Origin of the sequence: Pseudoalteromonas sp. MMG024, from assembly GCF_021654175.1 — a bacterium.
GTDB lineage: Bacteria > Pseudomonadota > Gammaproteobacteria > Enterobacterales > Alteromonadaceae > Pseudoalteromonas.
Genome location: NZ_JAKFZO010000016.1, coordinates 12,922 through 38,094, shown reverse-complemented (window position 1 = coordinate 38,094; position 25,173 = coordinate 12,922). Strand labels below are relative to the sequence as shown.

At 41.6% G+C, this 25,173-nt stretch carries 19 protein-coding genes and 5 tRNA genes; 4 read left to right on the top strand and 20 right to left on the bottom strand.

Annotation, left to right across the window (positions count from 1 at the left end):
- Positions 1 to 35: 35 nt before the first annotated feature.
- The 9 genes from lon to L1068_RS15355 all read right to left on the bottom strand — a co-directional run bounded on the left by lon (position 36) and on the right by L1068_RS15355 (position 6,882).
- Positions 36 to 2,393 carry an endopeptidase La gene (gene lon, locus L1068_RS15395; RefSeq protein WP_237130963.1) on the bottom strand — a complete coding sequence of 786 codons (2,358 nt, stop codon included), beginning with the start codon at positions 2,391 to 2,393 and terminating at the stop codon, positions 36 to 38.
- A 173-nt stretch (positions 2,394 to 2,566) separates the two neighbouring features.
- Complete coding sequence (clpX, locus tag L1068_RS15390) at positions 2,567 to 3,850, bottom strand: ATP-dependent protease ATP-binding subunit ClpX (protein ID WP_237130962.1); 1,284 nt, start codon at positions 3,848 to 3,850, stop codon at positions 2,567 to 2,569.
- 110 nt (positions 3,851 to 3,960) lie between these two features.
- Entirely contained in the window at positions 3,961 to 4,572 is a 612-nt protein-coding gene (clpP, locus tag L1068_RS15385) for an ATP-dependent Clp endopeptidase proteolytic subunit ClpP (RefSeq protein WP_054979884.1), read from the bottom strand.
- A 190-nt stretch (positions 4,573 to 4,762) separates the two neighbouring features.
- On the bottom strand, positions 4,763 to 6,067 hold the full coding sequence (gene tig, locus L1068_RS15380) for a trigger factor (protein WP_237130961.1): 1,305 nt from the start codon (positions 6,065 to 6,067) through the stop codon (positions 4,763 to 4,765).
- Positions 6,068 to 6,373: 306 nt separating this feature from the next.
- Positions 6,374 to 6,450: transfer RNA gene (locus L1068_RS15375), tRNA-Pro, on the bottom strand.
- A gap of 26 nt (positions 6,451 to 6,476) precedes the next feature.
- Positions 6,477 to 6,553 (bottom strand) — tRNA-Pro (locus tag L1068_RS15370).
- A gap of 19 nt (positions 6,554 to 6,572) precedes the next feature.
- Positions 6,573 to 6,648 (bottom strand) — tRNA-His (locus L1068_RS15365).
- Positions 6,649 to 6,685: 37 nt separating this feature from the next.
- Positions 6,686 to 6,762 (bottom strand) — tRNA-Arg (locus tag L1068_RS15360).
- 43 nt (positions 6,763 to 6,805) lie between these two features.
- Positions 6,806 to 6,882, bottom strand: a tRNA-Pro gene (locus L1068_RS15355).
- A 271-nt stretch (positions 6,883 to 7,153) separates the two neighbouring features.
- Between L1068_RS15355 and folD the strand changes: the two genes are divergently transcribed.
- Positions 7,154 to 8,008, top strand: coding sequence for a bifunctional methylenetetrahydrofolate dehydrogenase/methenyltetrahydrofolate cyclohydrolase FolD (folD, locus tag L1068_RS15350; protein ID WP_237130960.1), 855 nt, complete (start codon positions 7,154 to 7,156; stop codon positions 8,006 to 8,008).
- Between the two features lie 68 nt (positions 8,009 to 8,076).
- Here the strand turns inward: folD and cysS are convergent, their stop codons facing one another.
- Positions 8,077 to 9,453 (bottom strand): cysteine--tRNA ligase, encoded by a 1,377-nt coding sequence (gene cysS / locus L1068_RS15345; RefSeq protein WP_237130959.1) that lies wholly within the window; start codon positions 9,451 to 9,453, stop codon positions 8,077 to 8,079.
- A 141-nt stretch (positions 9,454 to 9,594) separates the two neighbouring features.
- Between cysS and L1068_RS15340 the strand changes: the two genes are divergently transcribed.
- Both L1068_RS15340 and L1068_RS15335 read left to right on the top strand, forming a co-directional pair.
- Positions 9,595 to 10,089: a peptidylprolyl isomerase gene (locus L1068_RS15340; protein WP_054979888.1), complete on the top strand. Its 495-nt coding sequence runs from the start codon at positions 9,595 to 9,597 to the stop codon at positions 10,087 to 10,089.
- Positions 10,090 to 10,133: 44 nt separating this feature from the next.
- Positions 10,134 to 10,859 (top strand): UDP-2,3-diacylglucosamine diphosphatase, encoded by a 726-nt coding sequence (locus L1068_RS15335; protein ID WP_237130958.1) that lies wholly within the window; start codon positions 10,134 to 10,136, stop codon positions 10,857 to 10,859.
- 24 nt (positions 10,860 to 10,883) lie between these two features.
- On the opposite strand, the gene L1068_RS15330 is transcribed toward L1068_RS15335, so the two are convergent.
- The gene (locus tag L1068_RS15330) at positions 10,884 to 11,660 is read right to left on the bottom strand and encodes a tRNA isopentenyl-2-thiomethyl-A-37 hydroxylase MiaE (protein WP_237130957.1); all 777 of its coding nucleotides are present in this window, start codon (positions 11,658 to 11,660) and stop codon (positions 10,884 to 10,886) included.
- 262 nt (positions 11,661 to 11,922) lie between these two features.
- On the opposite strand from L1068_RS15330, the gene L1068_RS15325 reads away from it, so the two are divergent.
- Positions 11,923 to 12,525 (top strand): Yip1 family protein, encoded by a 603-nt coding sequence (locus tag L1068_RS15325; RefSeq protein WP_010559663.1) that lies wholly within the window; start codon positions 11,923 to 11,925, stop codon positions 12,523 to 12,525.
- 91 nt (positions 12,526 to 12,616) lie between these two features.
- Here L1068_RS15325 and purF read toward each other — a convergent pair whose 3' ends face one another.
- The 9 genes from purF to L1068_RS15280 form a co-directional block, all read right to left on the bottom strand.
- Positions 12,617 to 14,137 carry an amidophosphoribosyltransferase gene (gene purF / locus L1068_RS15320; protein WP_237130956.1) on the bottom strand — a complete coding sequence of 507 codons (1,521 nt, stop codon included), beginning with the start codon at positions 14,135 to 14,137 and terminating at the stop codon, positions 12,617 to 12,619.
- A 26-nt stretch (positions 14,138 to 14,163) separates the two neighbouring features.
- On the bottom strand, positions 14,164 to 14,652 hold the full coding sequence (locus L1068_RS15315) for a CvpA family protein (protein WP_237130955.1): 489 nt from the start codon (positions 14,650 to 14,652) through the stop codon (positions 14,164 to 14,166).
- Positions 14,653 to 14,712: 60 nt separating this feature from the next.
- A complete protein-coding gene (locus L1068_RS15310) occupies positions 14,713 to 15,363 on the bottom strand; it encodes an SPOR domain-containing protein (RefSeq protein ID WP_237130954.1) in 651 nt (216 codons plus the stop codon).
- Between the two features lie 2 nt (positions 15,364 to 15,365).
- Positions 15,366 to 16,634, bottom strand: a complete 1,269-nt coding sequence (gene folC / locus L1068_RS15305) for a bifunctional tetrahydrofolate synthase/dihydrofolate synthase (protein ID WP_237130953.1) — start codon at positions 16,632 to 16,634, stop codon at positions 15,366 to 15,368.
- A 29-nt stretch (positions 16,635 to 16,663) separates the two neighbouring features.
- Positions 16,664 to 17,539 carry an acetyl-CoA carboxylase, carboxyltransferase subunit beta gene (accD, locus tag L1068_RS15300; RefSeq protein WP_010559658.1) on the bottom strand — a complete coding sequence of 292 codons (876 nt, stop codon included), beginning with the start codon at positions 17,537 to 17,539 and terminating at the stop codon, positions 16,664 to 16,666.
- 131 nt (positions 17,540 to 17,670) lie between these two features.
- Complete coding sequence (truA, locus tag L1068_RS15295) at positions 17,671 to 18,462, bottom strand: tRNA pseudouridine(38-40) synthase TruA (RefSeq protein WP_100913774.1); 792 nt, start codon at positions 18,460 to 18,462, stop codon at positions 17,671 to 17,673.
- A 100-nt stretch (positions 18,463 to 18,562) separates the two neighbouring features.
- The gene (locus tag L1068_RS15290; RefSeq protein ID WP_237130952.1) at positions 18,563 to 22,687 is read right to left on the bottom strand and encodes a FimV/HubP family polar landmark protein; all 4,125 of its coding nucleotides are present in this window, start codon (positions 22,685 to 22,687) and stop codon (positions 18,563 to 18,565) included.
- Positions 22,688 to 23,008: 321 nt separating this feature from the next.
- Complete coding sequence (locus L1068_RS15285; protein WP_237130951.1) at positions 23,009 to 24,025, bottom strand: aspartate-semialdehyde dehydrogenase; 1,017 nt, start codon at positions 24,023 to 24,025, stop codon at positions 23,009 to 23,011.
- A 1-nt stretch (position 24,026) separates the two neighbouring features.
- Positions 24,027 to 25,154: a 4-phosphoerythronate dehydrogenase gene (locus L1068_RS15280; RefSeq protein WP_237130950.1), complete on the bottom strand. Its 1,128-nt coding sequence runs from the start codon at positions 25,152 to 25,154 to the stop codon at positions 24,027 to 24,029.
- Between the last annotated feature and the right edge of the window lie 19 nt (positions 25,155 to 25,173).

Below are 25,173 nucleotides of genomic sequence, written 5' to 3'. Positions count from 1 at the left end.
GAAAAGCCCTTTTCGACGGTTTTTGATGAATTTTTTTAATTTTTTGCCGTTTCGATTGAAAAACTAGCAATTGGCTCGGCTAAAGCGAGTTCAAGTACCTCTTCAATTCGCTTAACAGGGTGGATAGAAAGCCCTTCCATTACGTTTTCTGGGATCTCTTTTAAATCACGCTCATTCTCTTTTGGAATAATCACGGTCTTAATGCCACCACGGTGTGCCGCTAACAGTTTTTCTTTTAAGCCGCCAATTGGCAATACTTCACCGCGTAAGGTTATTTCACCTGTCATCGCCACTTCTGAGCGCACTGGATTGCCCGTTAAGCTCGATACAAGTCCTGTCACCATTGCAATACCTGCACTTGGGCCATCTTTTGGTGTCGCACCTTCTGGTACGTGAACGTGAATATCGCGTTTTTCGTAGAAATCTTCATTAATGCGCAGCGCTTCAGCACGGCTACGTACTACTGTCATTGCCGCTTGAATCGACTCTTGCATAACATCGCCAAGTGAACCTGTGTAGTTAAGCTTGCCTTTGCCCGCCATTGACGCACATTCGATAGTCAGCAAGTCACCGCCTACTTCAGTCCATGCAAGACCGGTTACCTGGCCAACTTTATTACTGTCTTCCGCTTTGCCGTAATCATGACGCTTAACGCCGAGATAGTCTTCAAAGTTGTCTTCATTGATTACGACTTGTTTCAGCGACTTATCAAGTAAGATGTTCTTAACTGCCTTACGACAAAGTTTTGAAATTTCGCGCTCTAAGCTACGCACACCCGCTTCACGGGTGTAGTAACGAATAATGCCGATAATTGCGCTGTCTTCAATTGATATTTCAGACTCTTTTAATCCATTGCGCTTAATTTGCTTTGGAATTAAATGACGAATCGAGATATTCAGCTTTTCATCTTCGGTGTAACCAGAAAGACGAATAACTTCCATACGGTCCAGTAACGGACCTGGAATATTGAAGCTGTTTGACGTTGCCACAAACATTACATCGCTTAAGTCGTAGTCAACTTCTAAGTAATGGTCGTTAAAGCTCGTATTTTGTTCAGGATCAAGTACTTCCAATAATGCTGATGACGGATCACCACGCATATCAGATGACATCTTATCGATTTCATCTAATAGGAATAGCGGATTTTTAACGCCTACTTTCGACATATTCTGTACGATTTTACCCGGCATAGAGCCGATGTAAGTACGACGGTGACCGCGAATTTCAGCTTCATCACGCACACCACCTAGCGCCATACGCACGTACTTACGGCCTGTTGATCGAGCAATCGATTGACCTAGTGACGTTTTACCAACACCAGGAGGACCTACTAGACATAAAATTGGGCCTTTTAGCTTATTGGTGCGGTGTTGAACTGCGAGATACTCAATAATGCGCTCTTTCACTTTATCAAGACCATAGTGATCGGCATCTAAAATCTCTTCCGCTTTCGCAAGATCTTTTTTCACCTTAGAGCGTTTTTTCCAAGGTACACCTATCATAGTATCGATATAAGTGCGTACCACTGTCGCCTCAGCAGACATTGGTGACATCATCTTCAACTTGTTTAGCTCAGACTTGGTCTTTTCTTCCGCTTCTGCCGGCATTGCGGCTTCTTCAATTTTTTTGGTTAAGCCTTCAAACTCATCAGGTACATCATCCATGTCACCTAATTCTTTTTGAATCGCTTTCATCTGCTCATTGAGGTAATACTCACGCTGGCTTTTTTCCATTTGCTTTTTAACGCGTGAACGAATCTTCTTCTCAACTTGCAATAAGTCAATTTCGCCTTCCATCAGCGCCATTAAAAACTCTAAACGCTCTTTAACATCAGCATATTCGAGCGCTTTTTGCTTTTCAGAAACTTTAAGCGGCATATGTGCAGCCATGGTATCAGCTAGGCGCGCTGTTTCTTCAATACCTTGCACTGAGCTTAATACTTCTGGCGCAATCTTTTTATTTAGCTTAACGTAGCCTTCAAACTGGCTTACAGCGCTGCGCATAAATACATCTTGCTCAGCTTCTGGGATTTCAGTTGATTCTAAAAACTCAGCAGTCGCAACAAAAAACTCATCAGTGCTTACAAATTCTTTTACTGCAGCACGTTGCGTACCTTCAACAAGTACTTTTACCGTACCGTCTGGCAGTTTCAATAACTGTAAAATAGTAGCAACTGTGCCTACTTCGTAAATATCTGACGCTTCTGGCTCATCAATATTTGAGTCTTTTTGTGCAACAAGCAACACTTGCTTATCGTTATCCATTGCGGCTTCTAAGCATTTTATTGACTTTTCACGGCCAACAAAGAGCGGAATAACCATGTGTGGGTACACAACTACATCGCGTAGTGCGAGAACTGGAATTTCAATCGTATCGGTACGTTCAAGGGTCATACTTGTTCCTTGCGTAAAACTGGTAACTTTAGCTTTTTTAAACTGTATTCAGTTTAGTCAGCAAATTATAAATTTTTAGATTATTTGTGAATATGGGGATAGTTAATCAAGAGATCAATGCTTTTATAAAAAAAGGAGCCATTTGGCCCCTTTTTCGTTCAATAATCAAACAACTATTCTGATACTGCTTTATCAGGCGTTGCATTCTCGTAAATCAGAATTGGGTCTGACTCACCTTTGATTACTGTTTCATCGATTACGACTTTTGATACTTCATCCATTGATGGTAACTCGTACATAGTATCAAGCAGTACACCTTCAACAATTGAACGTAGGCCACGTGCACCTGTTTTGCGCTCCATTGCTTTATGCGCAATCGCTTTAAGTGCGTCTTCGCGGAATTCTAGCTCAACATTTTCCATTTCAAACAATGAACCATATTGCTTGGTTAATGCGTTTTTCGGCTCGTTTAAGATTTGCACAAGTGCAGCCTCGTCAAGCTCGCCTAGCGTTGCAACAACAGGTAGACGACCAATAAACTCAGGAATAAGACCATATTTAACCAAGTCTTCTGGTTCAACGTCTTGGAACGCTTCCGTAAGTGAACGTTTTGAGTCGCTTGATTTTACATCGACACCAAAGCCGATACCGGTATTTTTACTACCACGCGCTTCAATCACTTTATCGAGGCCAGCAAATGCACCGCCACAGATAAATAAGATTTTAGAAGTATCTACTTGTAGAAACTCTTGCTGTGGATGCTTACGGCCACCTTGTGGCGGAACTGACGCAACCGTACCTTCAATTAGCTTAAGTAATGCTTGCTGCACACCTTCACCAGATACATCACGAGTAATCGATGGGTTGTCTGCTTTACGTGAAATTTTGTCAATCTCATCAATATAAACAATACCACGCTGCGCTTTTTCAACATCGTAATCGCATTTCTGTAACAGCTTTTGAATGATGTTTTCTACATCTTCACCCACGTAACCTGCTTCAGTTAACGTAGTTGCATCTGCCATCGTAAATGGTACATCAAGTAGCTTAGCCATGGTTTCAGCAAGCAATGTTTTACCACTACCTGTTGGACCGATAAGCAAAATATTACTTTTACCTAGCTCTACAGGGTTTTTGCCAGTTAAATGACGTAAACGTTTGTAGTGATTGTATACTGCAACCGAAAGTACTTTCTTCGCATGCTCTTGACCAATTACATAGTCATCTAAGTTGCTGCGAATTTCTTTTGGTGTTGGTAAGCGATCTTGGCTAGCTTGTGCTGGCGCAATATCTTTTATTTCTTCACGAATAATGTCATTACACAGTTCAACACACTCATCACAGATATACACAGATGGTCCTGCGATAAGTTTACGAACTTCGTGCTGGCTTTTACCACAAAATGAGCAGTAGAGTAATTTTCCGCTCTTATCGCCGTCACTCCGATTTTCAGACATTAAGCTACCTCTTAATATTCTTCCCGACCTTTTATTTTACCTAAATAAAAGGCGTTTGTTTACAACGAGCTTCTTTACCATTATGGCAAAGGTTTATTAGCAACGCTAAATTAATCTCGCTGTGAAAGTATGCCGTCAACTAAGCCGTAGTCAACTGCTTGCTGAGCACTCATAAAGTTGTCACGATCTGTATCATTCGATACAACTTCTAACGGCTGTCCAGTGTGCTCGGCCATTAATCTATTTAGTTTATCTTTGATTGATAAAATTTCTTTAGCATGAATTTCAAAATCAGATGCCTGACCTTGGAAGCCACCCAGTGGTTGGTGAATCATCACACGAGAATTTGGTAAGCAGAAACGTTTGCCTTTAGTACCACCAGATAACAAAAATGCGCCCATGCTTGCCGCTTGACCCATACATACCGTACTGATATTTGGCTTGATAAACTTCATGGTATCGTAAATTGCCATACCCGCAGTAACCGAGCCACCTGGCGAGTTAATATAAATAAAAATGTCTTTTTCAGGGTTTTCTGATTCTAAAAACAATAATTGAGCCACAATTAAGTTAGCCATATTGTCTTCAACTTGACCTGTTAGAAAGATAACACGTTCTTTTAATAATCGCGAATAGATGTCGTATGAGCGCTCACCTTTAGCAGTTTGCTCAACTACCATTGGCACTAATGCATTTAAAGGATCGACTGGGTTATTTAACATTATTAATACTTTCCTTTTGTGTTAACAAAGTCCAAACGTAATTTTGTTAACATATGACGCTGAAACTATGCGGAATTAACATTCCAACTGATTATCAGATTACCGGCAATAAAAATGGCCCGGTACAAACTGCAAATTTTGCAGAGATACACGAGCCATTTAATCGTTAGCTAACGTTTAAGTCAATGACTTATTGCGCAGCTTGTGGATTCATGATGTCGTCAAAGCCTTTTGCTACTTCTGAAACAGTTGCTTTTGCAAGTACTGAATCAATTGCAGCTTCTTCAAGCGCTACATTACGCATCTGTTGCATAAGTTGCTCGTTTGACTTGTAGTACTCAACAACTTCAGTTGGATCTTCGTATGCTGACGCCATAGTAGCGATAAGCTCTTCAACTTTAGCGTCGTCTGCTGTGATCTCATTTGACTTGATTACTTCACCTAAAAGTAAGCCAGTCTTTACGCGAGTCGCTGCTTGCTCTTGGAATAACTCAGCTGGAAGCTCAGGCATGTTTTTAGCGTCGCCGCCAAAACGTTGTGCCGCTTGCTGACGAAGTACGTCGATTTCTTGACCGATAAGTGCTTTAGGCGCTTCGATTTCGTTAGTTTCAAGAAGACCTTTGATTACCTGATCTTTAACCTGTGCTTTAACAGCTTGGTCAAGTTCACGGCTCATGTTTTTCTTCACTTCTTCTTTAAGTGCGTCTAAACCGCCTTCTGCAACACCGAACGTTACTGCGAACTCATCTGTAAGTTCAGGAAGTTCTTGAACTTCAACTTTGTTTACAGTGATAGTGAACTGAGCAGGCTTACCTTTAAGGTTTTCTGCGTGGTATTCTTCAGGGAACGTTACGTCAACAACAACTTCTTCGCCCGCTTTCTTACCAACGATACCGTCTTCGAAACCTGGGATCATACGACCTTGACCAAGTTCTAGTGGGAAGTTTTCAGCTTTACCGCCTTCAAACTCTTCACCGTCGATAGTACCTACGAAATCGATTGTTACACGGCTTTCTGCTGCAGTTGCTTCTTCAGTTTCAACCCAAGTAGCGTGCTGCTTGCGAAGTGTTACAAGCATGTTTTCAAGATCTGCGTCAGTTACTTCTGCAACTGGCTTCTCTACTGAGATTTTTTCTAAATCTTTGATTTCAACTTCTGGGTAAACCTCAAAAGTTGCAGAGAATTCTAGGTCTTTACCAGCTTCAAGCGTTTTTGGCTCAAATGAAGGCGCGCCAGCTGGGTTTAGTTTCTCAGCGATTACTGCATCAATGTACTGACGTTGCATAAGGTCACCCGCAACTTCTTGACGTACTGCTGCACCGTAACGCTTATTGATGATTGACACAGGAACCTTGCCTGGACGGAAACCATCGATACGCTGTGTTTTTGAAAGTTGTTGTAAGCGTTTTTTAACTTCTGTATCAATGTTCTCAGCTGGAACAGTGATTGTAATGCGGCGCTCTAGGCCTTGAGTAGTCTCAACAGAAACTTGCATGTTTTACCTCAATCTTTTAAATATGGCGTTTTTTACGCCTTCCTTTACCCAGTGACATGTGCAAAAAAGAGTGTGTATCGCTTTATTGCTCACTGTGGAATAACCCTAATACCAATCTGATAATCAAACCATCAAATTTGCTTATCAGATTGGTATGAAGCGTTTCAAGTTAAACTTTAGACGCGGCATTATAACGCAATAATTGAGATAGTCGAGCATCCTAGTGAAATTAATGAAAATGGATAAAAACACGGATAATTTCGATTAATTTTGAAGCAAGATGAAAGATTTTTGAGGGAGATAAAGTGGTCGGCGTTGCAGGATTTGAACCTGCGACCCCTTGGACCCAAACCAAGTGCGCTACCAAGCTGCGCTAAACGCCGACTATAAGATGTGTGTACTGTAAAAATGGTCGGCGTTGCAGGATTTGAACCTGCGACCCCTTGGACCCAAACCAAGTGCGCTACCAAGCTGCGCTAAACGCCGAAACAGAACTAAAGTAAGATGGGGCGACTGACGAGACTTGAACTCGCGACAACCGGAATCACAATCCAGGGCTCTACCAACTGAGCTACAGCCGCCACTACTTTATGCCGTGTGTTGTTTACTTTTATAAAATGGCGCACCCGGAAGGATTCGAACCTTCGACCGACGGCTTAGAAGGCCGTTGCTCTATCCGGCTGAGCTACGGGCGCATTTCGAACCACACCTAACGTGCAGAAACCCTTTATAAAAAAGTGGTCGGCGTTGCAGGATTTGAACCTGCGACCCCTTGGACCCAAACCAAGTGCGCTACCAAGCTGCGCTAAACGCCGACTGTTTTGAACATTCATGTGAGTGCTCGTAAACAACGGGGTGCATAATAGTGATTTGACCTTGCCCCGTCAAACCTTTTTTTTGAAAAAACTGTTCAACTGGTTAAATTTAACCCTAAGTGTTCACATTTTGTTAAAAGCATGACTTTAACGCATAAAAGATAATCAAACATATCGGACATTTGTCCGCTAACACCTGTTGGCTATTGTTTAAATTCATGAGAAAATGCGCCCCACTCCACACTTTAGTATCTTATATGTAGGTTTTTTAATGTCAGCAAACATCATTGACGGCAAAGCAATTGCAAAACAAGTTAGAACATCTGTTGCAGAACGTGTAGCAGAACGTAAAGCACAAGGACTACGCGCCCCCGGCCTAGCGGTTGTGTTAGTAGGTCAAGATCCTGCCAGTCAAGTTTATGTTGGCTCAAAACGTAAAGCATGTGAAGAAGTGGGTTTTGTGTCTAAGTCGTTCGATTTACCTGGTGATGCAACACAACAGCAACTACTCGACTTAGTAGAACAGCTAAACAATGATTCAGAAGTTGACGGTATTTTAGTACAGCTACCGTTACCTGAAGGTTTAGATGCAGAGCAAATCTTAGAAAGAATTACACCACATAAAGATGTTGATGGCTTCCACCCTTATAACGTAGGTCGATTAGCACAGCGTATGCCTGCGCTTCGTCCGTGTACACCTAAAGGTATTATCACATTGCTTGATTCAACTGGTGTTAAATACAAAGGTATGGACGCAGTGGTTGTTGGTGCATCTAATATTGTAGGTCGCCCAATGGCGTTAGAACTGTTACTTGCTGGTTGTACAACAACGGTTTGTCATAAGTTTACTAAAAACCTTGAAGAACATGTTCGCCGTGCTGACTTAGTTGTTGTGGCTGTGGGTAAAGCTGAATTTATTCCTGGTGAGTGGATTAAAAAAGGTGCCATTGTTATTGATGTAGGTATTAACCGTTTAGAGTCAGGTCAATTAGTGGGTGATGTGGCATATAATGTTGCCGCTGAAAACGCGAGCTTTATTACCCCTGTACCAGGTGGTGTTGGCCCAATGACAGTGGCAAGCTTAATTGCTAACACGCTTGAAGCATGTGAGACATATCACAGCTAGAGTTTAGAGTTCACTCTAATAAAAAAGGTTGCCGTGGCAACCTTTTTTATTATTAATAGCTTAAATCGTTAAGCTTTACGCCACGTTGTTTTACCTGCGCTATCCTCTAGCACAACACCCATAGCGGTTAGCTTATCACGGGCTTCATCTGCTAGTGCCCAGTTTTTGTCAGCACGTGCTTGATTACGCTGTAAAATCAGCGCTTCAATTTCTGCTACTTCATCATCAGCTTGTTCGCCTTGCAAAAAGCTTTCAGGATTTTGCTGTGCGATACCTAGAATTTCACCGAGTGTTTTAAGAATAAATGCAAGTTGACCAGCTTGGTTCGCATCTTCATCTTTTAAACGGTTAATTTCTTTTGCCAGTTCAAAAATAACAGGTAGTGCTTCAGGCGTATTGAAATCATCATTCATCGCAGTGTTAAAGCGTGCTACATAGTCATTTTCAAGTGAAGTTTCGACCACCTCAACACCACGAAGTGCAGTATAGATACGCTCCATTGCTGCACGCGCTTGTTCTAAATTCTCGGTTGAGTAATTTAGCTGACTACGATAATGACCGTTAATTAAGAAAAAGCGTACCGATTCACGGTCATACTCTTTCAGTACATCACGCAGTGTAAAGAAGTTGCCTAACGACTTAGACATTTTTTCTTTATTTACTTGTACCATGCCAGTGTGGATCCACGTATTCACATACTTTTCACCGGTAGCGCAGCATGACTGGGCAATTTCATTTTCATGGTGAGGGAATTGTAAATCTGAACCACCACCGTGAATATCAAAATGCGCGCCTAAATGCTTGTTGCTCATTGCTGAACACTCAATATGCCAACCTGGGCGGCCTTCACCCCACGGACTTGACCATGATGGTTCGTCTACTTTGGCTTTTTTCCAAAGAACAAAATCAAGTGGATCGTCTTTGCCTTCAGCAACGTCTACGCGCGCACCTGCTTGCAACATATCTAAATCTTGCTGCGACAGTGAACCGTACTGCTCAAAGGTTGATACATCGAAAAGCACATCACCATTGCTTGCTACATAGGCATGCTTTTTTTCAATCAAACGTTCAATCATCTCAATGATTTCATCCATATGACCGGTTACTGTTGGCTCGATATCAGCGGGCAACATATTCAGCGCATCAAAATCTTCGTGCATCGCTTTGGTCATACGTACGGTTAGCGCATCAATTGCTTCACCATTTTCGTTTGCACGTTTAATAATTTTATCATCAACGTCTGTGATATTACGTACATAAGTAACATCAAAGCCACTGTGGCGAAGAAAACGATTCATCACATCAAACGACACGTATGTGCGTGCGTGACCAACGTGACAGTAATCATAAATGGTGATACCACACACATACATGCCTACTTTGCCAGCTACAAGTGGTTTAAAGGCTTCTTTTTGTCGTGTAAGTGTGTTGTAAATCTGCAACATTTATAATTTCCTCTATGTTTGCGCATACTAAAGCGGCATTTTAACATGGTTGTGGTTTACGGATAAATCTTTCTTTGTTCTATTACCAGATATTTTATAAAATAGCCTGACACTTATTAAAAACTAACAGTTGGAATAAACATGGTTACTATTAAAACCAATTTTGGCGACATCAAAATCGCTTTAAATGCAGAAAAAGCACCGAAAACAGTAGAAAACTTTATTAACTACGTAAAATCGGGTTTTTACGACGGTACTATCTTTCACCGTGTTATTGACGGCTTTATGGTTCAAGGTGGTGGTTTCACTGCTGATATGGAACAAAAAGACGTTCAAGCACCAATTGAAAACGAAGCAAATAACGGCCTAGAAAACAAAGTAGGCACGGTTGCAATGGCGCGTACGCCAGATCCACACTCAGCGACAGCACAGTTTTTCATTAATGTTAACAACAATGACTTCTTAAACTTCACTAGCGAAACATCGCAAGGTTGGGGTTACTGTGTATTTGGCGAGATTGTTGAAGGCATGGACATCGTAGAGAAAATCAAAGCAGTACCAACAGGTAGCTATGGTTTCCACCAAGACGTACCGCTTGATTCAGTTGTGATTGAAAGCGCAACTATCGACGCTTAATAAGCATATTTGCCTCGGGTAACTGGGGCAAATTCTTACCTACTATGAATAAAACCTACTTTATTGCAGATCTGCACTTAAGCGACGACACCTCCTTGATCAATCAAGGCTTTTTTAACTTTATAGATAACTTAAAGCAGAACGCAAAATCGGTAGATGCCCTGTATATTTTGGGTGACTTTTTTGAAGCGTGGATTGGCGATGACAATCATACAGCACTCAACCAAAAAGTTGCCAATGAATTAAACAAATTGAGTCAGGCAGGGGTTAAACTCTATTTCACTCACGGTAATCGCGACTTTTTAATTAAAAAGCGCTACGCCAAAGCCTGCGGTATGACATTGCTGCCTGAGCAAACAATCATTAATTTATACGGCACGCCAACGCTAGTTTGCCATGGCGATGAGCTTTGCACTGACGATATCGAATACCAAAAGTTTCGTAAAAAGAGTCGCTCTTGGTGGTGGCAAACATTAATGCTTAATTTACCACTCAGTTTTCGCCAAAAAAAAGCGGCTAAAATTCGTGCTCACAGCAAACAATCAAAAAAAATGAAGTCACAGGCCATTATGGATGTTAACGAGCAAGCTGTACGTGACACCTTTACCAAATTTAACGTCAGCCAGATGATCCACGGCCACACTCACCGCCCTAATGTGCATAAGTATGATAATAATAAAACGCGCTATGTACTTGGCGATTGGTATACTGACTTATGGTATATCGAGGCATCACAACAAGGTATTAAACTGATTAGTGAGCCTTTGTAAAATGTAACACAATCAAAAAGAGCGCTAACTGCGCTCTTTTGGTTTTCCACTGTGAAATTTAAAATCATCATCCGGTGATGAAATAAGTTCAGCTTCTATTTCACCGAAAAACTTTACGCGATCGGAAATATCTTCTCCGGCAACTTGCTCTGCAAGGGCCAGATAGTCTTCATAATGACGCGCTTCTGAGCGAAGCAATGAAATATAGAACTTAGACAATTCATCATCTAAGTGTGGTGCAAGCTTAGCAAAACGCTCGCAAGAACGTGCCTCAATGTATGCGCCACAAATCAGTTTATCTACCAAAATCGCAGGCTCGTGAGTACGTACATGAGTCATCATGCCTTTAGCGTAACGGCTTGCCGTAATATTTTCATAATCAATACCACGAGCAGCCATTATCTCTAATACTTGGTAAAAATGATGAAGCTCTTCTTTAATTAGCAATACCATTTTATCAATTAAGTCTTGACCAAAGTTAGAGTCACTCTTTGGCACAATTTCTTTACTTAATTTGTAATGTTCAGCCAAGGATTCAAGCGAACCTTCTTTTTTATAGACAAACTTCTCGTATGGCTGAAACCATTCAAGTAAGGCTTCGCCACTTTTTTTGTCTGCGGCATATTTACGAATTAACCACATAGCCGTTTGCCCAGCTTTTAATTCACAAATTAAATGATCGAGTAATAAAACCGGTAAGTTTTCTGCTTTTTTGGCTTCAGTGATCCATTCATCGGGAGTTTCACACTGTAAAAACTGATAAATGGGCGCAAGTAGTTCCTGATATTTCGCTAGACTCATATCTATGTTAGACAAAAATGAATAATAATTAATTTTATCATAACAACTTAAACTAAGTCTTGATTCTTCTTGCACCGCCTTTGCTTAGATTGATCTTTATCAGATTTCAAAAGCAACCTTAAATTATATTTCTTGACATTTTATTAACAATAACCAATAAGTAGTAGTGAGCTTGTTTAAAAAAACAACAAACGCTAAGTGATGAATTTGAAGTCAAAAACCACATTAGCCAATCCGTGTAGGGTAATACAAGGAACACACTATGATATTAAATCATCTTTGGGGCTTATATGCTCACCCAAAAGAAGAATGGCAAACAATTGATGCTCGCCACGAAAGCTTTGGGTACAGCATGTCACATATTTTACTGATTGCTTTAGTACCAAGCATTATGGGGTATTTTTCATCGGTTTACTTAGGCTGGAGTGTTGGCGTAGGCGACCGGATTTTCTTAACTGAATCAAGCGCAATGCTACTTGCGATATCAATGTACTTCGCCCTGATTGCCGGCGTATTTACACTTGCCTACCTAGCACATTGGATGGCAATTACGTTTGGCGCAGAGCCAAGTTATACACAAACACTTGAGCTTGCCGCTTACACTTCAACACCTATTTTCATGTCGGCGCTAGCTGCGGTATATCCAGAGCTATGGTTTATCGTGATTGTGGGTTGTGGCGCAGTCGCTTACTCAGTGTACTTACTGTATACCGGTGTACCTATTTTAATGCACATTCCTGAAGAGCGAGGCTTTATTTACGCAAGTTCAGTAGTGACCTGCGGTTTAGTGTTACTGGTGATAATTCTTGCGGCAACCGCAATTATGTGGACATCAGGTTTTGGCCCTATGTTTACATCAGGCTAAAACCGATTAATTCCTATTTCCAGCAAACTATATAGTTAATAAAACAAAAAGGAGCTTTAAGCTCCTTTTTTATCGATTAACTTCTTAGAAATTATTCACTCGCATCTTGGTTATGAAGCTCTAAACCCGATGACATCGCAGATTCGCGACCAGATTTAGCCGCATCATTACGTAGTGCATCGATACGATTTAAGTAAGCTTGGTCAATATCACCTGTAACATAGTTACCATCGAACACTGATGTTTCGAAGTTGCTGATTTCAGGGTTTTCTTTGCTTACTGCACTAATAAGATCAGGCAGCGATTGATAAATTAGGCCATCTGCACCAATGCTTGCATTGATATCTTCAACTTCGCGGCCATGTGCAATCAGTTCTTGCGCTGATGGCATATCAACACCATATACGTTCGGGAAACGAATTTCCGGTGCCGCTGATGCAAAATAAACATTCTTAGCACCTGCTTCGCGTGCCATTTCAACAATCTGTGCCGATGTTGTACCACGTACAATTGAGTCATCTACAAGTAATACGTTTTTGCCTTTAAACTCTTGTGCGATGGCATTTAGCTTGCGGCGAACCGATTTTTTACGTAGTTCTTGACCAGGCATAATGAAAGTACGGCCAATGTAACGGTTTTTAACGAAGCCCTGACGATAAGGAAGGTCAAGTACGTTTGCCATTTCTAACGCGATATCACACGAAGTTTCAGGAATTGGAATAACAACGTCAATTTCTTTGTCAGCCCATTCGCGTTTTACTTTTTCGCCTAGTTTGGTACCCATGTTTACGCGTGCAGCGTAAACCGAGATTTTATCGATTGTCGAATCTGGACGTGCGAAGTATACAAATTCAAAAATACATGGGCTGTATGCAGCATTTTGTGCACAGTGTTGTGAATGTAGCTGGCCGTCTTTTGATACAAAAATGGCTTCGCCTGGCGCAACATCACGAATAAATTCAAAACCACACGCATCAAGAGCAACACTTTCTGATGCAAACATGTACTCAACACCTTGCTCAGTTTCGCGTTTACCAAATACAAGCGGGCGAATACCGTTAGCATCACGAAATGCAATCATACCGTGGCCAATAATCATCGCAATTGACGCGTAACCACCAACAACTTTGTTATTTACCGTTGTTACCGCAGTGAATACGTCTTCAGGCGATAGCTCAAGTTTATTCGGTTTGGCAAGTTCATGCGCTAAGATGTTAAGTAAAATTTCAGAATCTGACGTCGTATTTACGTGACGCATTGCTGTTTTAAATAAATCTTCTTTTAACGCTTCTGCATTGGTTAAGTTGCCATTGTGCGCAAGCGCAATACCGAATGGCGAGTTTACGTAGAACGGCTGTGCTTCAGCTGAGCTTGAGGAACCTGCCGTTGGGTAACGAACATGACCAATACCCATATCGCCTTGTAAACGCTTCATATGGCGTGTGTGAAATACATCTTTCACTAGGCCATTGTCTTTACGTAAGCTAAAGGTGTTATTGTCAATGGTAATAATACCCGCCGCATCCTGACCACGGTGTTGTAAAACGGTTAAACCGTCATAAAGAGTTTGATTTACCGGGGTAGTTCCGACGATACCAACGATACCACACATGAGAAAAATCCTCGCCTGATAAGGGGTTATTGAGTTAAGAAGCTTGAATTATCTTCGAGGTATTCAAAAAACCATTCGATAATAAAGCTAAACTCTGGAATTAAACTTGAACTACTCCACCAGTCTTTACTTGGGGCACTGGTGAAAGCATCGAGAAAAAATAATAGTGCACTAATTATGAGCACGCCACGCAATGCGCCAAACACTAAACCAATAATTCGGTCTGTACCTGATAAACCTGTGCGCTGAACTAGTTCTCCAAGTACATAATTCACTAAACAGCCAACAATCAAGGTAGAGAAAAACAAGATTGCGATTGCAGCGCCATTACGTACTAGGGGTTCGGAGATAGTGTCAGCAAGGAAGACGGCGAGATGTTCATAAAACATGCTTGAGATAAAAAAGGCAGCGATCCATACAGCAAGCGACATTGCTTCTTTAACAAAGCCGCGCATCAAACTTACTAAGGATGAAAGTCCGATGATACCCAAAATGGTGTAATCTACCCAGATCATATTAACCTGCCCTTTTATGTTTCGCGCGCATTTTATATAAGCTTACGCCTAATTGCCAGCTCAATTTGTGATTTCAAATTGTGTCACTCGGCCATTCAGCTTGGTTAATTTTTTCAATTGGGGTAATTGTGATTCTAACTTTTGCTTATCTAACTCAGGCCCTACAAACACTTTTGTTAGTGTGCCTGATGGGGTTTTAATCGGTTTTGTAAACGCGGTAAAGCCCGCACCTTTAAGCTTCGCAAGTAACGATTCAACGTTCGCTTTATGAGAAAAACTACCTAATTGAATCACCCAAGCGAAATCCTCAAGATTGCTTTTTTCAGGTCGTTGAACCGCAACTTTCGGTTCAACCTTAGTGTCGTTCACCGTTGGTGTTTCACCTAAATCAACCGTTGCAACTTTCTTTTCTTCCGTAAACTCGGCTTCATTTTGCGCTTGTTCGACCAAATCACTATTGAATGGCGAATTTTCGCCTTCATCTATTGCGGCTTCTTCAATCACTGGCGTACTTGGCAATGACTCGCGTGCAAGTACTTGATCTGGTTCTGGATCTAAATCGATAGCTTTAAACTCTGGGCGTTCAGGTATATCTTTAAACGTTTCGCGTTTTTGTACTTTTTCGCCATCTAATATATTAGGAATAAATACAATCGCCGCTGTTACAACAATAACCGTACCCACTAAGCGATTGATAAATTGACTATTCACCTTTACTCCTTATTTTGCCAAAACGCGATTGCATCAGCCACAGTGTAGAATGAGCCAAATACAATTAGCAACTGATCTTCGGTCATATTTGCTAAAACCGTTTGCAAGCCGCTTGCCACGCTGTCATGAATTGTTGCGTTTGGCGTGTCCACTTCACTGTGTAATTGCTGTAATAAATTATCGGCTTTATCGCCTCTAAAGCACGTTAGATTGGCTAAATGCCATTGATCAATATTTGACTTAACCGCATTGAACACCGCTTTTTGGTCTTTATCTTGCAGCATACCGGCAAGTGCAATAATCGTTTTTCCCTGTGCTTGAAATGTCGCTAATTTCGATGCTAAGTATCGTGCCGATTCAGGGTTATGTGCTACATCTGCATACACCAGCGGCTGTTCGCTCAAGCATTGAAAACGTCCTTCAACCGTAAGGTTAGCCAATACATCACAAATGGTGTTTTCATTTGGCAGCAAACCTAATGTGTAAAGCGTTGCAATCGCCGTTGCCACATTTTGCGCCGGAATATTCGGTACCGGTAAAGACAAGGTTAAATCGCCATTTTGGTACGTTAGTAAATCAGTTGTCAGTGCAAACGAATAGTTTTGCTGTGCCGCAGTTACCTGTGTCCCGAGCTCTTCAGCATATTGCCAAATAGAGCTTGGGATAGCCAAATCACCAACAATCGCTGGCGCATTAGCTCTGAAAATACCTGCTTTTTCGCGACCAACCAACTCACGTGTATCACCTAAGTATTCTTTATGGTCCAAATCGATCGTTGTAATAACAGAAGCGATAGGCTCTACAATGTTAGTTGCGTCTAAGCGCCCGCCTAAACCTACTTCTAATAAAATGTAATCTGGCTGTTTTTGCTTAAATACTTCAAGTGCCGCCAGTGTACCAAATTCAAAATAAGTCAGACTAATTTCACCACGCCCTTGCTCTAGCGCATGAAATGCATCTACGTGGTCTTGGTCTGGTAATTCCGAACCATTAATACGTACACGTTCGTTATAACGAATTAAATGGGGTGATGCATAAGTGCCAACTGAATAACCTTGAGATAGTAGTAAGGCTTCTAAACAACGTGCAGTTGTGCCTTTACCATTGGTACCTGCGATTAAAATAACATTATGAAGTGCGGTGTAGCCGAGCTTTTCACCTACCTGGCGAACGCGCGTTAAACCCATATCAATGTTTGAAGGATGAATACTTTCTAAATAACAAAGCCAATCATCTAGACTCGATGATTGGCTTGGTACAACATGTGTCATAGTGCAATAAGTTGCTAAATCAGTTTAGATTATGCAATTCTATGCTCTTGTTCAGTTGACGGCAAGTGCATATATTTCGCAACTAGACGTGCAATGGTGTCACGCATTTCACGACGGTCAACAATCATATCAATTGCGCCGTGCTCTAACAGGAATTCAGAGCGCTGAAAACCTTCTGGTAACGTTTCACGTACTGTTTGCTCAATTACACGCGGACCAGCAAAACCAATTAGCGCTTTCGGCTCAGCAATATTAATATCACCTAGCATTGCTAATGATGCAGAAACACCACCCATAGTTGGGTCTGTTAGTACTGAAATAAACGGCAAGCCTTGCTCGCTCATTTTATCCAGTGCAGCACTGGTTTTTGCCATTTGCATTAGTGACATAAGGGCTTCTTGCATACGTGCACCACCTGATGCAGAAAAACAAATTAGAGGCATTTTATGCTCTAAACATTTGTTAACTGCCTCAACAAAGCGCGCACCAACAACCGATGCCATTGAACCACCCATAAATGAGAATTCAAATGCCACAGCAGCAACAGGTACACCCTTTAAGCGGCCAGTCATCGCAACAAGTGCGTCTTTTTCGCCACTTACTTTTTGTGCGCTTGAAATACGGTCTGAGTATTTCTTTGAGTCTTTAAATTTTAAAACATCTTTTGGCTCAAACTCTTGGCCAAGCTCTAGACGCTCACCGTCATCTAAAAACTGCTCAAGACGTTTACGTGCGCCGATACGCATATGATGATCACATTTAGGGCAAACATGTTGTTGTTTTTCTAGTTCTGCCTTGTAAACGATCGTGTCACAATCACCACATTTAGCCCAAACACCTTCAGGAATTTCTTTACGACCCGTAGACTTGGTTGTTTTTGGTAAGATTTTTTCTAACCAGCTCATTTAAATCTCTCTCACTGCTATATCTGCTTTGAACTACACAGAAAATTTTTGCAATTAAAACACTAATCGTGCGACTAAGGTATAAAAAACTGGTCTAATATGTCGCTAAATTGTGTTAATTAATCGGTTTTTTATAAGCTATTTGGTAAAAATAGCGGCCCTGGATTCGATTTAGGTATTTCAAAATGCTCAGGATAATCCACTTCCACTAAATATAACCCACCAGGCTTTGCCGTTGCAGATGCCTGGGTGCGATCTTTAAGCGCTAATACTTGTTGCATCCACTCTGGTGGGTACTTGCCTTGGCCAATATCAATTAAACATCCGGCAATATTTCGTACCATGTGGTGTACAAACGCATTAGCTTTAATATCAATCACAATAAAGTCGTTATAACGTTCAACATTTAAATGCATTATGTTTCGAAACGGCGTTTTTGATTGACAATGCACAGCGCGCACCGATGTAAAATCTTGCTCGCCCAATAAATAAGGCGCAGCTAATTGCATTTGTTTTACATCGAGTGGGTGGTGATAATGACTCAGACCCGAACGTAAAATGCCTGGTCGATAAGTACTGTTATATATAATGTAGCGATAGCGTCTTGCTGTTGCGCTATAACGCGCATGAAAGTCTTCACTTACTTGTTTTGCCCAGCGAATTGCGATGGCATCCGGTAAGTTGGCATTCACACCGAGCGTAAACGCCACCATGGCTCTATCAGCGGTGGTGTCAAAATGCACTACCTGCCCTGTTCCATGTACACCAGCATCGGTTCTACCCGCACAAGTCACTTCTATTTTTTCGTTACAGATCTTTGAAAGCGCGTTTTCGAGCTCTTCTTGTACACTGTTTACGTGTTGTTGGCGCTGCCAACCACTGTACTGAGAACCATCATATTCTACGCCTAGAGCGACTCGCATGAACACTATTCCATGAATTTGAAAAACCCTAATTATACCGAGAGCTTGTCTTGATACCAAGTATAAAAAAGCCCGCTATGCGGGCTTTTTCAAATTAAACTTAAGACAGTTGCTGTTTTAATGCAAGCGCTTCGCCTTGTACTTCAGGCGGGCCGTCTTTGATCACTTCGTCAATAACTTTCAGCGCACTTTCTGAATCGTTAATTTCAAGGTATGCGCGGGCAAGGTCTAGTTTTGCAGAAAAACCTTGGTTCTCGGTATCGACATCTAGCGAGTCTTCCCCTGCCAGTAAATCCTCAAAATCACCTAAACCAACGTCCATATCAACATTTTGATAAGGCTCATTATCGGCGTCTAAGTCATCACTTTCGTCAAGCAGATCATCAATATCTAAATAATCTGATTCGGCAGTATCAATCTCTTCTACTTCAAACGGTTCGGCTTCTGACTTTTCATCAAGTAAAGAGTCAAAATCTAATTCAAAATCTTTCTGAGATTCACTAGAAATAGGCTCAGGCTCTGCTAATTCATTCAACAAGCTGTCAAAGTCAGTGCTCTCTAGCTCATCGATTAGCATATCATTGCTATTGTCTAAGTCACTACCTAACAAATCATCATCAAGTAAGTCGTCATTTTCTGATTCTGTCGCTGATAAATCTTCTGTTGTAATGACTTCATCATTAATTGCTTGCGCTTGTTCAATTTCTGGTAACGGTTGCTCGTTATCAAACGCTGGCGCATCTAGCTCTTCAAGCGCTTCATCCAGTTCAAGTTCTGGGTACTCATCAAGCGTTTGACTTGGTGTATCGGCGCGTAATTGCTCGTCACTTTCAAATTGCTCAGACAGACGCTCATCTTCCGCACCAAGATCGACATCAATTGCTAATGGATCATCACCAAAATCAACATTTTCTTCAGATAAAATGCTGTCGTCGATGCCAATATCAAGCGTGTCATTAAGATCATTCTCTAATTCATCGTCGTTTAACGATTCACCATCAGGAAAAGCCATATCTTCAAGCAATTGCTCTGGCTCAAGCGTATCCGTCGCCTCATCACTTTCTACTGATTCAGTCTGCTCAACTATTTCAAGTGGTTCATCAAGCGCATCTAATAATGCATCGTCACCATCAAGTGCATCGAGTAACGCTTCATCTGCTGTTTGCAAGTCAGATGCAGATTCATCAAGCATCGATAAATCATGCTCAGCCGTTTGCTCAGTTAAATTTTCGAAGTTGTTAGCATCAATATCCGTTAAATCAGATTCAAGTGCCTCAATATCTTCTGAGGCGGTTATTTGTGGCTCAATTGCATCAAGCTCATCTAGCGCCTCTTCATTAGATACAGGTGAATCATCTAACGACTCTTCAACTGATTCTTCTACTGGCTCGTCTAATTCTTCAGAGATGATTTCGTCTTCAAGGGCAGCTTCAACATTAATGTCGTCAACATCAATTTCAGCGATATCAGCTTCACTAGACGCTTCATCAAGTTCAAGCGCTTCTGGCTCAATCGCATCAAGTTCATCTAATTGCTCTAGCGTCTCTTCACTTGATGTAAATGTGTCATCCAACGACTCTTCAAGTGACTCTTCAAGAGATTCTTCTACTGGCTCGTCTATCTCTTCAGAGGTGATTTCATCTTCAAGGGCAGCTGCATCAACGTTTACATCATCAACATCAATTTCAGCGATATCAGCATCACTAGACGCTTCATCAGATTCATGCGCTTCTAATTCTTCCGCTTCTGGCTCAATCGCATCAAGTTCATCTAATTCATCTAGCGTCTCTTCACTTGATGCAAGCGAGTCATCCAATGACTCTTCGAGGGAGTTATCTAACGACTCTTCGAGTGAGTCATCTACTGGCTCGTCTAACTCTTCAGCAATGATTTCGTTTTCAAGTGCAACCACTTCATCGTGTACATCATCAACATCAATTTCCGCGATATCAGCATCACTAGACGCTTCATCAGATTCATGCGCTTCTAATTCTTCCGCTTCTGGCTCAATCGCATCAAGTTCATCTAATTCATCTAGCGTCTGTTCACTTGATGCAAGTGTGTCATCCAATGACTCTTCGAGGGAGTTACCTAACGACTCTTCGAGTGAATCATCTAACGATTCATCTAGTGGCTCTTCAACTGGCTCGTCTAATTCTTCAGCAGTGATTTCGTCTTCAAGGGCAGCTGCTTCACCGTTTACATCATCAACATCAATTTCAGTATCATTTGACTCTACCGCATCTAATTCAGACTCCGGTTCTACGCTTTGTTCAATTAGCTCATCGATGTCATCGAGTGCTGAACCATTATCACTTTCAGCTGTCTGCTCTAATAAGGCATCAATATCATCACCTGACTCAATAGCTTCTGTCGACTGCGCAGCTTCATCTAACAATGCGTCAATATCATCAACATCACTTGTATCAACTTCCGCTGCTTGTTCCTCTAATGTGTCAACAGGAATGTCATCTGAATCGAGCGAATCTTCAAGTTCATCTGATGTGTCTGTATTTGCAATAGCTTCTGCAGCGGCTTGTTGCGCAGCTAGACGCTCTGCGTCTGAGTTAGCCTCTTCGATTAATGCATCAAGATTGGTTAGGTCAGTATCATCAGCCTCAACCTCATTGATCATCGCATCAATATCATCCATATCTAATTGGATTTCAGGTTCTTTCTCTTCTTCGCTTTCTGTAACTTCAGACTCTAGCTCATCATTACTTAGCTCATCCATAATAGCATCGACATCAGCTACATCAGGCTCTTCCTGACTGAGCGGCTCTTGCTCTTCTGGAATATCTAGTTCAATTTCACTATCGCTTTCTGCTATTTCGTCAATCGCCACATCATCGCTATCAGCGCCTGTGTCAAAATCTTGCGCTAGAATCGCATCAATATCGTCAGCATCTGCTGATTCGTCATCTGCACTATGATTATTTAAATCTGGCACGAGATCATCTGAATCACTTTCATCTAGCAAATCATCATCAAGCGCATCACCAAGTAGACCGTCAAGCTCGTCTTGATCTAGCAGCGAGTTAGTTTCTTCAAGCGCAGGCTCTTCATCTTCGTAGAGCAAGTCTTCAGGCTCACCCAGTGTATCGTCTAGATCATCATCAAGTGCAACAACATCATCGTCTAATGCATCGTCAAAGCTTTGATCAAGCACATCATCAAATGGGTCGTCTAAACCTTGTTCTAAACCTGAACTTAAATCATCGTCTACTGTATTATCTGCCAGAACGTCATCTAACCCATCGCTTAAATCATCATCTAAGGTATCGTTTACGATAGGGTCTGGTACCTTTGACATTGGTGTATCAAAAATAGGTTCTTCAGGTTCAACTTTATTCGCACGCGATTTAAACCAATAAATTGCACCGCCAACAATTAAAAACCCAGGAATAAGTGCAAGCACTACTAACAGCAGGGGGTTATTAGTCAAATTTTGTAAACTAAATGATTCCGCCTCAGCCTTAGCCTTGGCTTCTTGTTCTGCAAGAATGCGATGCTGGTCAGCAAGTAGCGCTTTTAATTCATCTAGTGTTTGTCTATCGCTGTCTAATTGACCGCGAATATGCTCAAGTTCAGTTGATAAGCTGGTAACTTGCTTTTTCAGGTTTTCATTTTCGTTAAGAATTGCCTCAACGTTATCAACCGATGATTTAAATTCGTCTTTAAGCTGCTCTAACTTCTCATTTTGTGCTTCTTTTGCCTGCTTAATTTCGTCACTCAGTTCTTTTTTAGCAACGATTACATCTTCTTTTTTAGCCTGCTCTGCTTGCTTTGCAACAACGTCGATTTCGGTTTGCGTAAGTTCGCCTTTAACCTTTTTGTCCCAAAGTTTGTCATCTAGCTCTGAACGCTCTTGGGCAAAGCCTGCATTAATGCTTCGGATCTCGCGCATTGATGGCATTGCTAAGTAAGCGCCAGGGCGCAAGTGATTAATATTATTATCGAGGAAAGAATTAGGGTTTTTCTGATAAATCGCTTGCATTACCTGATAAATCGTAACCGAGTTATCAGGTCTTAATTTTGTTGCGATGCGCCATAACGTGTCTGAATCGCGAATTGGCCCATAACGTTTCCCCTGTTCACCGATATCTATGTTTTTAGGTCCGCGGATGCGAGTGCTGTCGGCAAAAAGGTCGAATGATAGGGTCGATGCACCTAGCAACACTGCCGAAAATAAAATAATCGCTTTTGAAGAAAAGAAGCTGCGCATGGGTTTCCTTTAATATTAACTCTGAGAAGTTTATATGTTCTTGAACACGGTGCTCGAACACCAAACTTATGCAAAGTTTGCACCATTTTTATAGTTTCCTAGCTGTAACAGCTTAAAATAGTGCGACTCTTTTTATAATTTTCAGCGTAAAACTATAAACTAGAAAACACTGAATATCCATTAATTAGCATTAGTAAAGTAACTGGCGGGATTACATTATCTCAGTATTTGAACGTGCCGCTTTAAACTGAAACTCAATAAGTTACGAATAATGCCAAACAATTACGGTGGTATAATTGTTTGGCATCAAAGAATTGACAATTATAGGTATTGTTCGATTAACAACTCTGCGATTTGTACACTATTTGTTGCCGCACCTTTACGTGTGTTATCAGATACAACCCACAAATTTAATCCGTGAGGATGGCTAATATCTTGACGTACGCGGCCAACATATACCGCGTCATTGCCGCTCGCATCGGTCACCGGTGTTGGGTAGTCTTGCTCATCTTCGATATATTCTACGCCTGGCGCATCGTTTAATAACTGCTTCACATGTTCAACATCTACCGGCATACGCGTTTCTAGGTGAATAGCTTCTGCGTGACCATAAAACACAGGTACGCGCACAGCGGTTGGGTTAACCATTACACTGCTATCGCCGAATATTTTCTGCGTTTCCCACACCATTTTCATCTCTTCACGGGTGTAGCCGTTATCTTCAAACGAATCAATTTGTGGGATCACATTAAACGCGATTTGCTTTGGAAATACGTCGTTTTCAAGTGGGCGCGCATTCATTAGGTTTGCTGTTTGTTTTGCTAACTCATCTACCGCTTTTTTACCACCACCTGAAACAGACTGATAAGTAGTTATGTTAATACGATCAATACCATAGGCATCATAAATCGGCTTTAGTGCCACCATCATTTGAATAGTTGAACAGTTCGGGTTAGCAATAATATTACGATTTCTAAAGTCACTCAGCGCTTCAGGGTTAACCTCAGGCACAACTAATGGCACATCATAGTCGTAACGAAAATGTGAGGTATTATCGATAACCACACACCCTGCTTCTGCTGCAATTGGTGCGTATTTTTCCGAAACGCTGCCACCAGCTGAGAACAGGGCTATATGGGCATTAGAAAAGTCAAAAGTCTCAACATCAATCACTTCAATGTCTTCGCCTGCGAACTTAATATCTTCGCCGGCACTGCGCTCTGATGCCAATAAGTACAGCGTATCAATTGGAAACTTACGCTCTTCTAGTGTTTCGATAATTTGACGGCCTACTAGGCCCGTTGCACCTAAAACGGCAACATTGAATTTTTGTGACATGTTATTCCTCAATCACGTTAAAGCCCAATTGGCTTAAACGTTTTGCATTTGCAGTTGAACTGCATTTTACCGTTAAAGTGCTAAATTCGCGACGTCCCGGATAGTTTTTTCTTAAACTATCGAATCCTTCGCTATTTAATCCGTTTTTTAATAAGCCATAATCGCGGCGCGCATCATACACGCTATGCACTAACTGACAAATATTTGCATCGCTAAACGTAGCGCCTAAATGTACTGCCATAAACTCAGGTTGAGGGAGAAAATCTGCCATTTTGTGCGTTATTGGTTTACCAAGTTGCTGACAAACTGCTTGATACAACATATCGGTCCCCCCAGCTTTACCCTCAAGACTGTGACCGGCAATATGCACTGAGCCAATGCGTGTGTATGGCAGTAAGGCTTGCTCAATACTCGGTTCATTCTCCCAGACATCCAGTACTAACGATAATCCACCGCCCGCTTGCATAAAGTTGAGCAATGCGGAGTTATCAATGACATCACCGCGACATGAGTTCACCACAATCGCATTTGATTTTAACTTGGCTAAATTACCTTGGTTAAGTAGATGTTTTGTTTTGTGAATGCCTTCTTTTACTAATGGCACATGAAAGCTCAAGATATCAGCTTCATCAATCACCGTATCAAGTGACACACCTTCACTTAGTTCGCCTGCGGCTTGCTTTGGCGGATCGCACAAAAGTAGCTTACAGCCCAAAGCTTCAAGTTTAACCGCAAGGCGGCTACCAATATTGCCTACCCCAATAATACCAACCGTTTTATCGCGTAAACTAAAATCATCTTCTTGCGCAAGCGCCAGCAGGCTCGACACCACGTATTCAGCAACCGCCGTTGCGTTACAACCCGGTGCGCTGGAAAACGCGATACATTTTTGCTGTAACAGCGTTTGATCAACGTGATCTGTGCCTATGGTTGCAGTGCCAACAAATTTCAGTTTGTTTGCATGCGCTAATAAATTGGCATCAACTTTGGTAATTGAACGTACTAATAGAATATCAGTATCAATAAGTTGTTGGGGATCTAGCTCACGACCGGCAAATCGAGTGATTTCACCGAATTCTGAAAAAAACTCTTCGACCAAAGGCATATTTTGGTCTGCAAGAATGCGCATACTTGTCCTATTAAGGCAA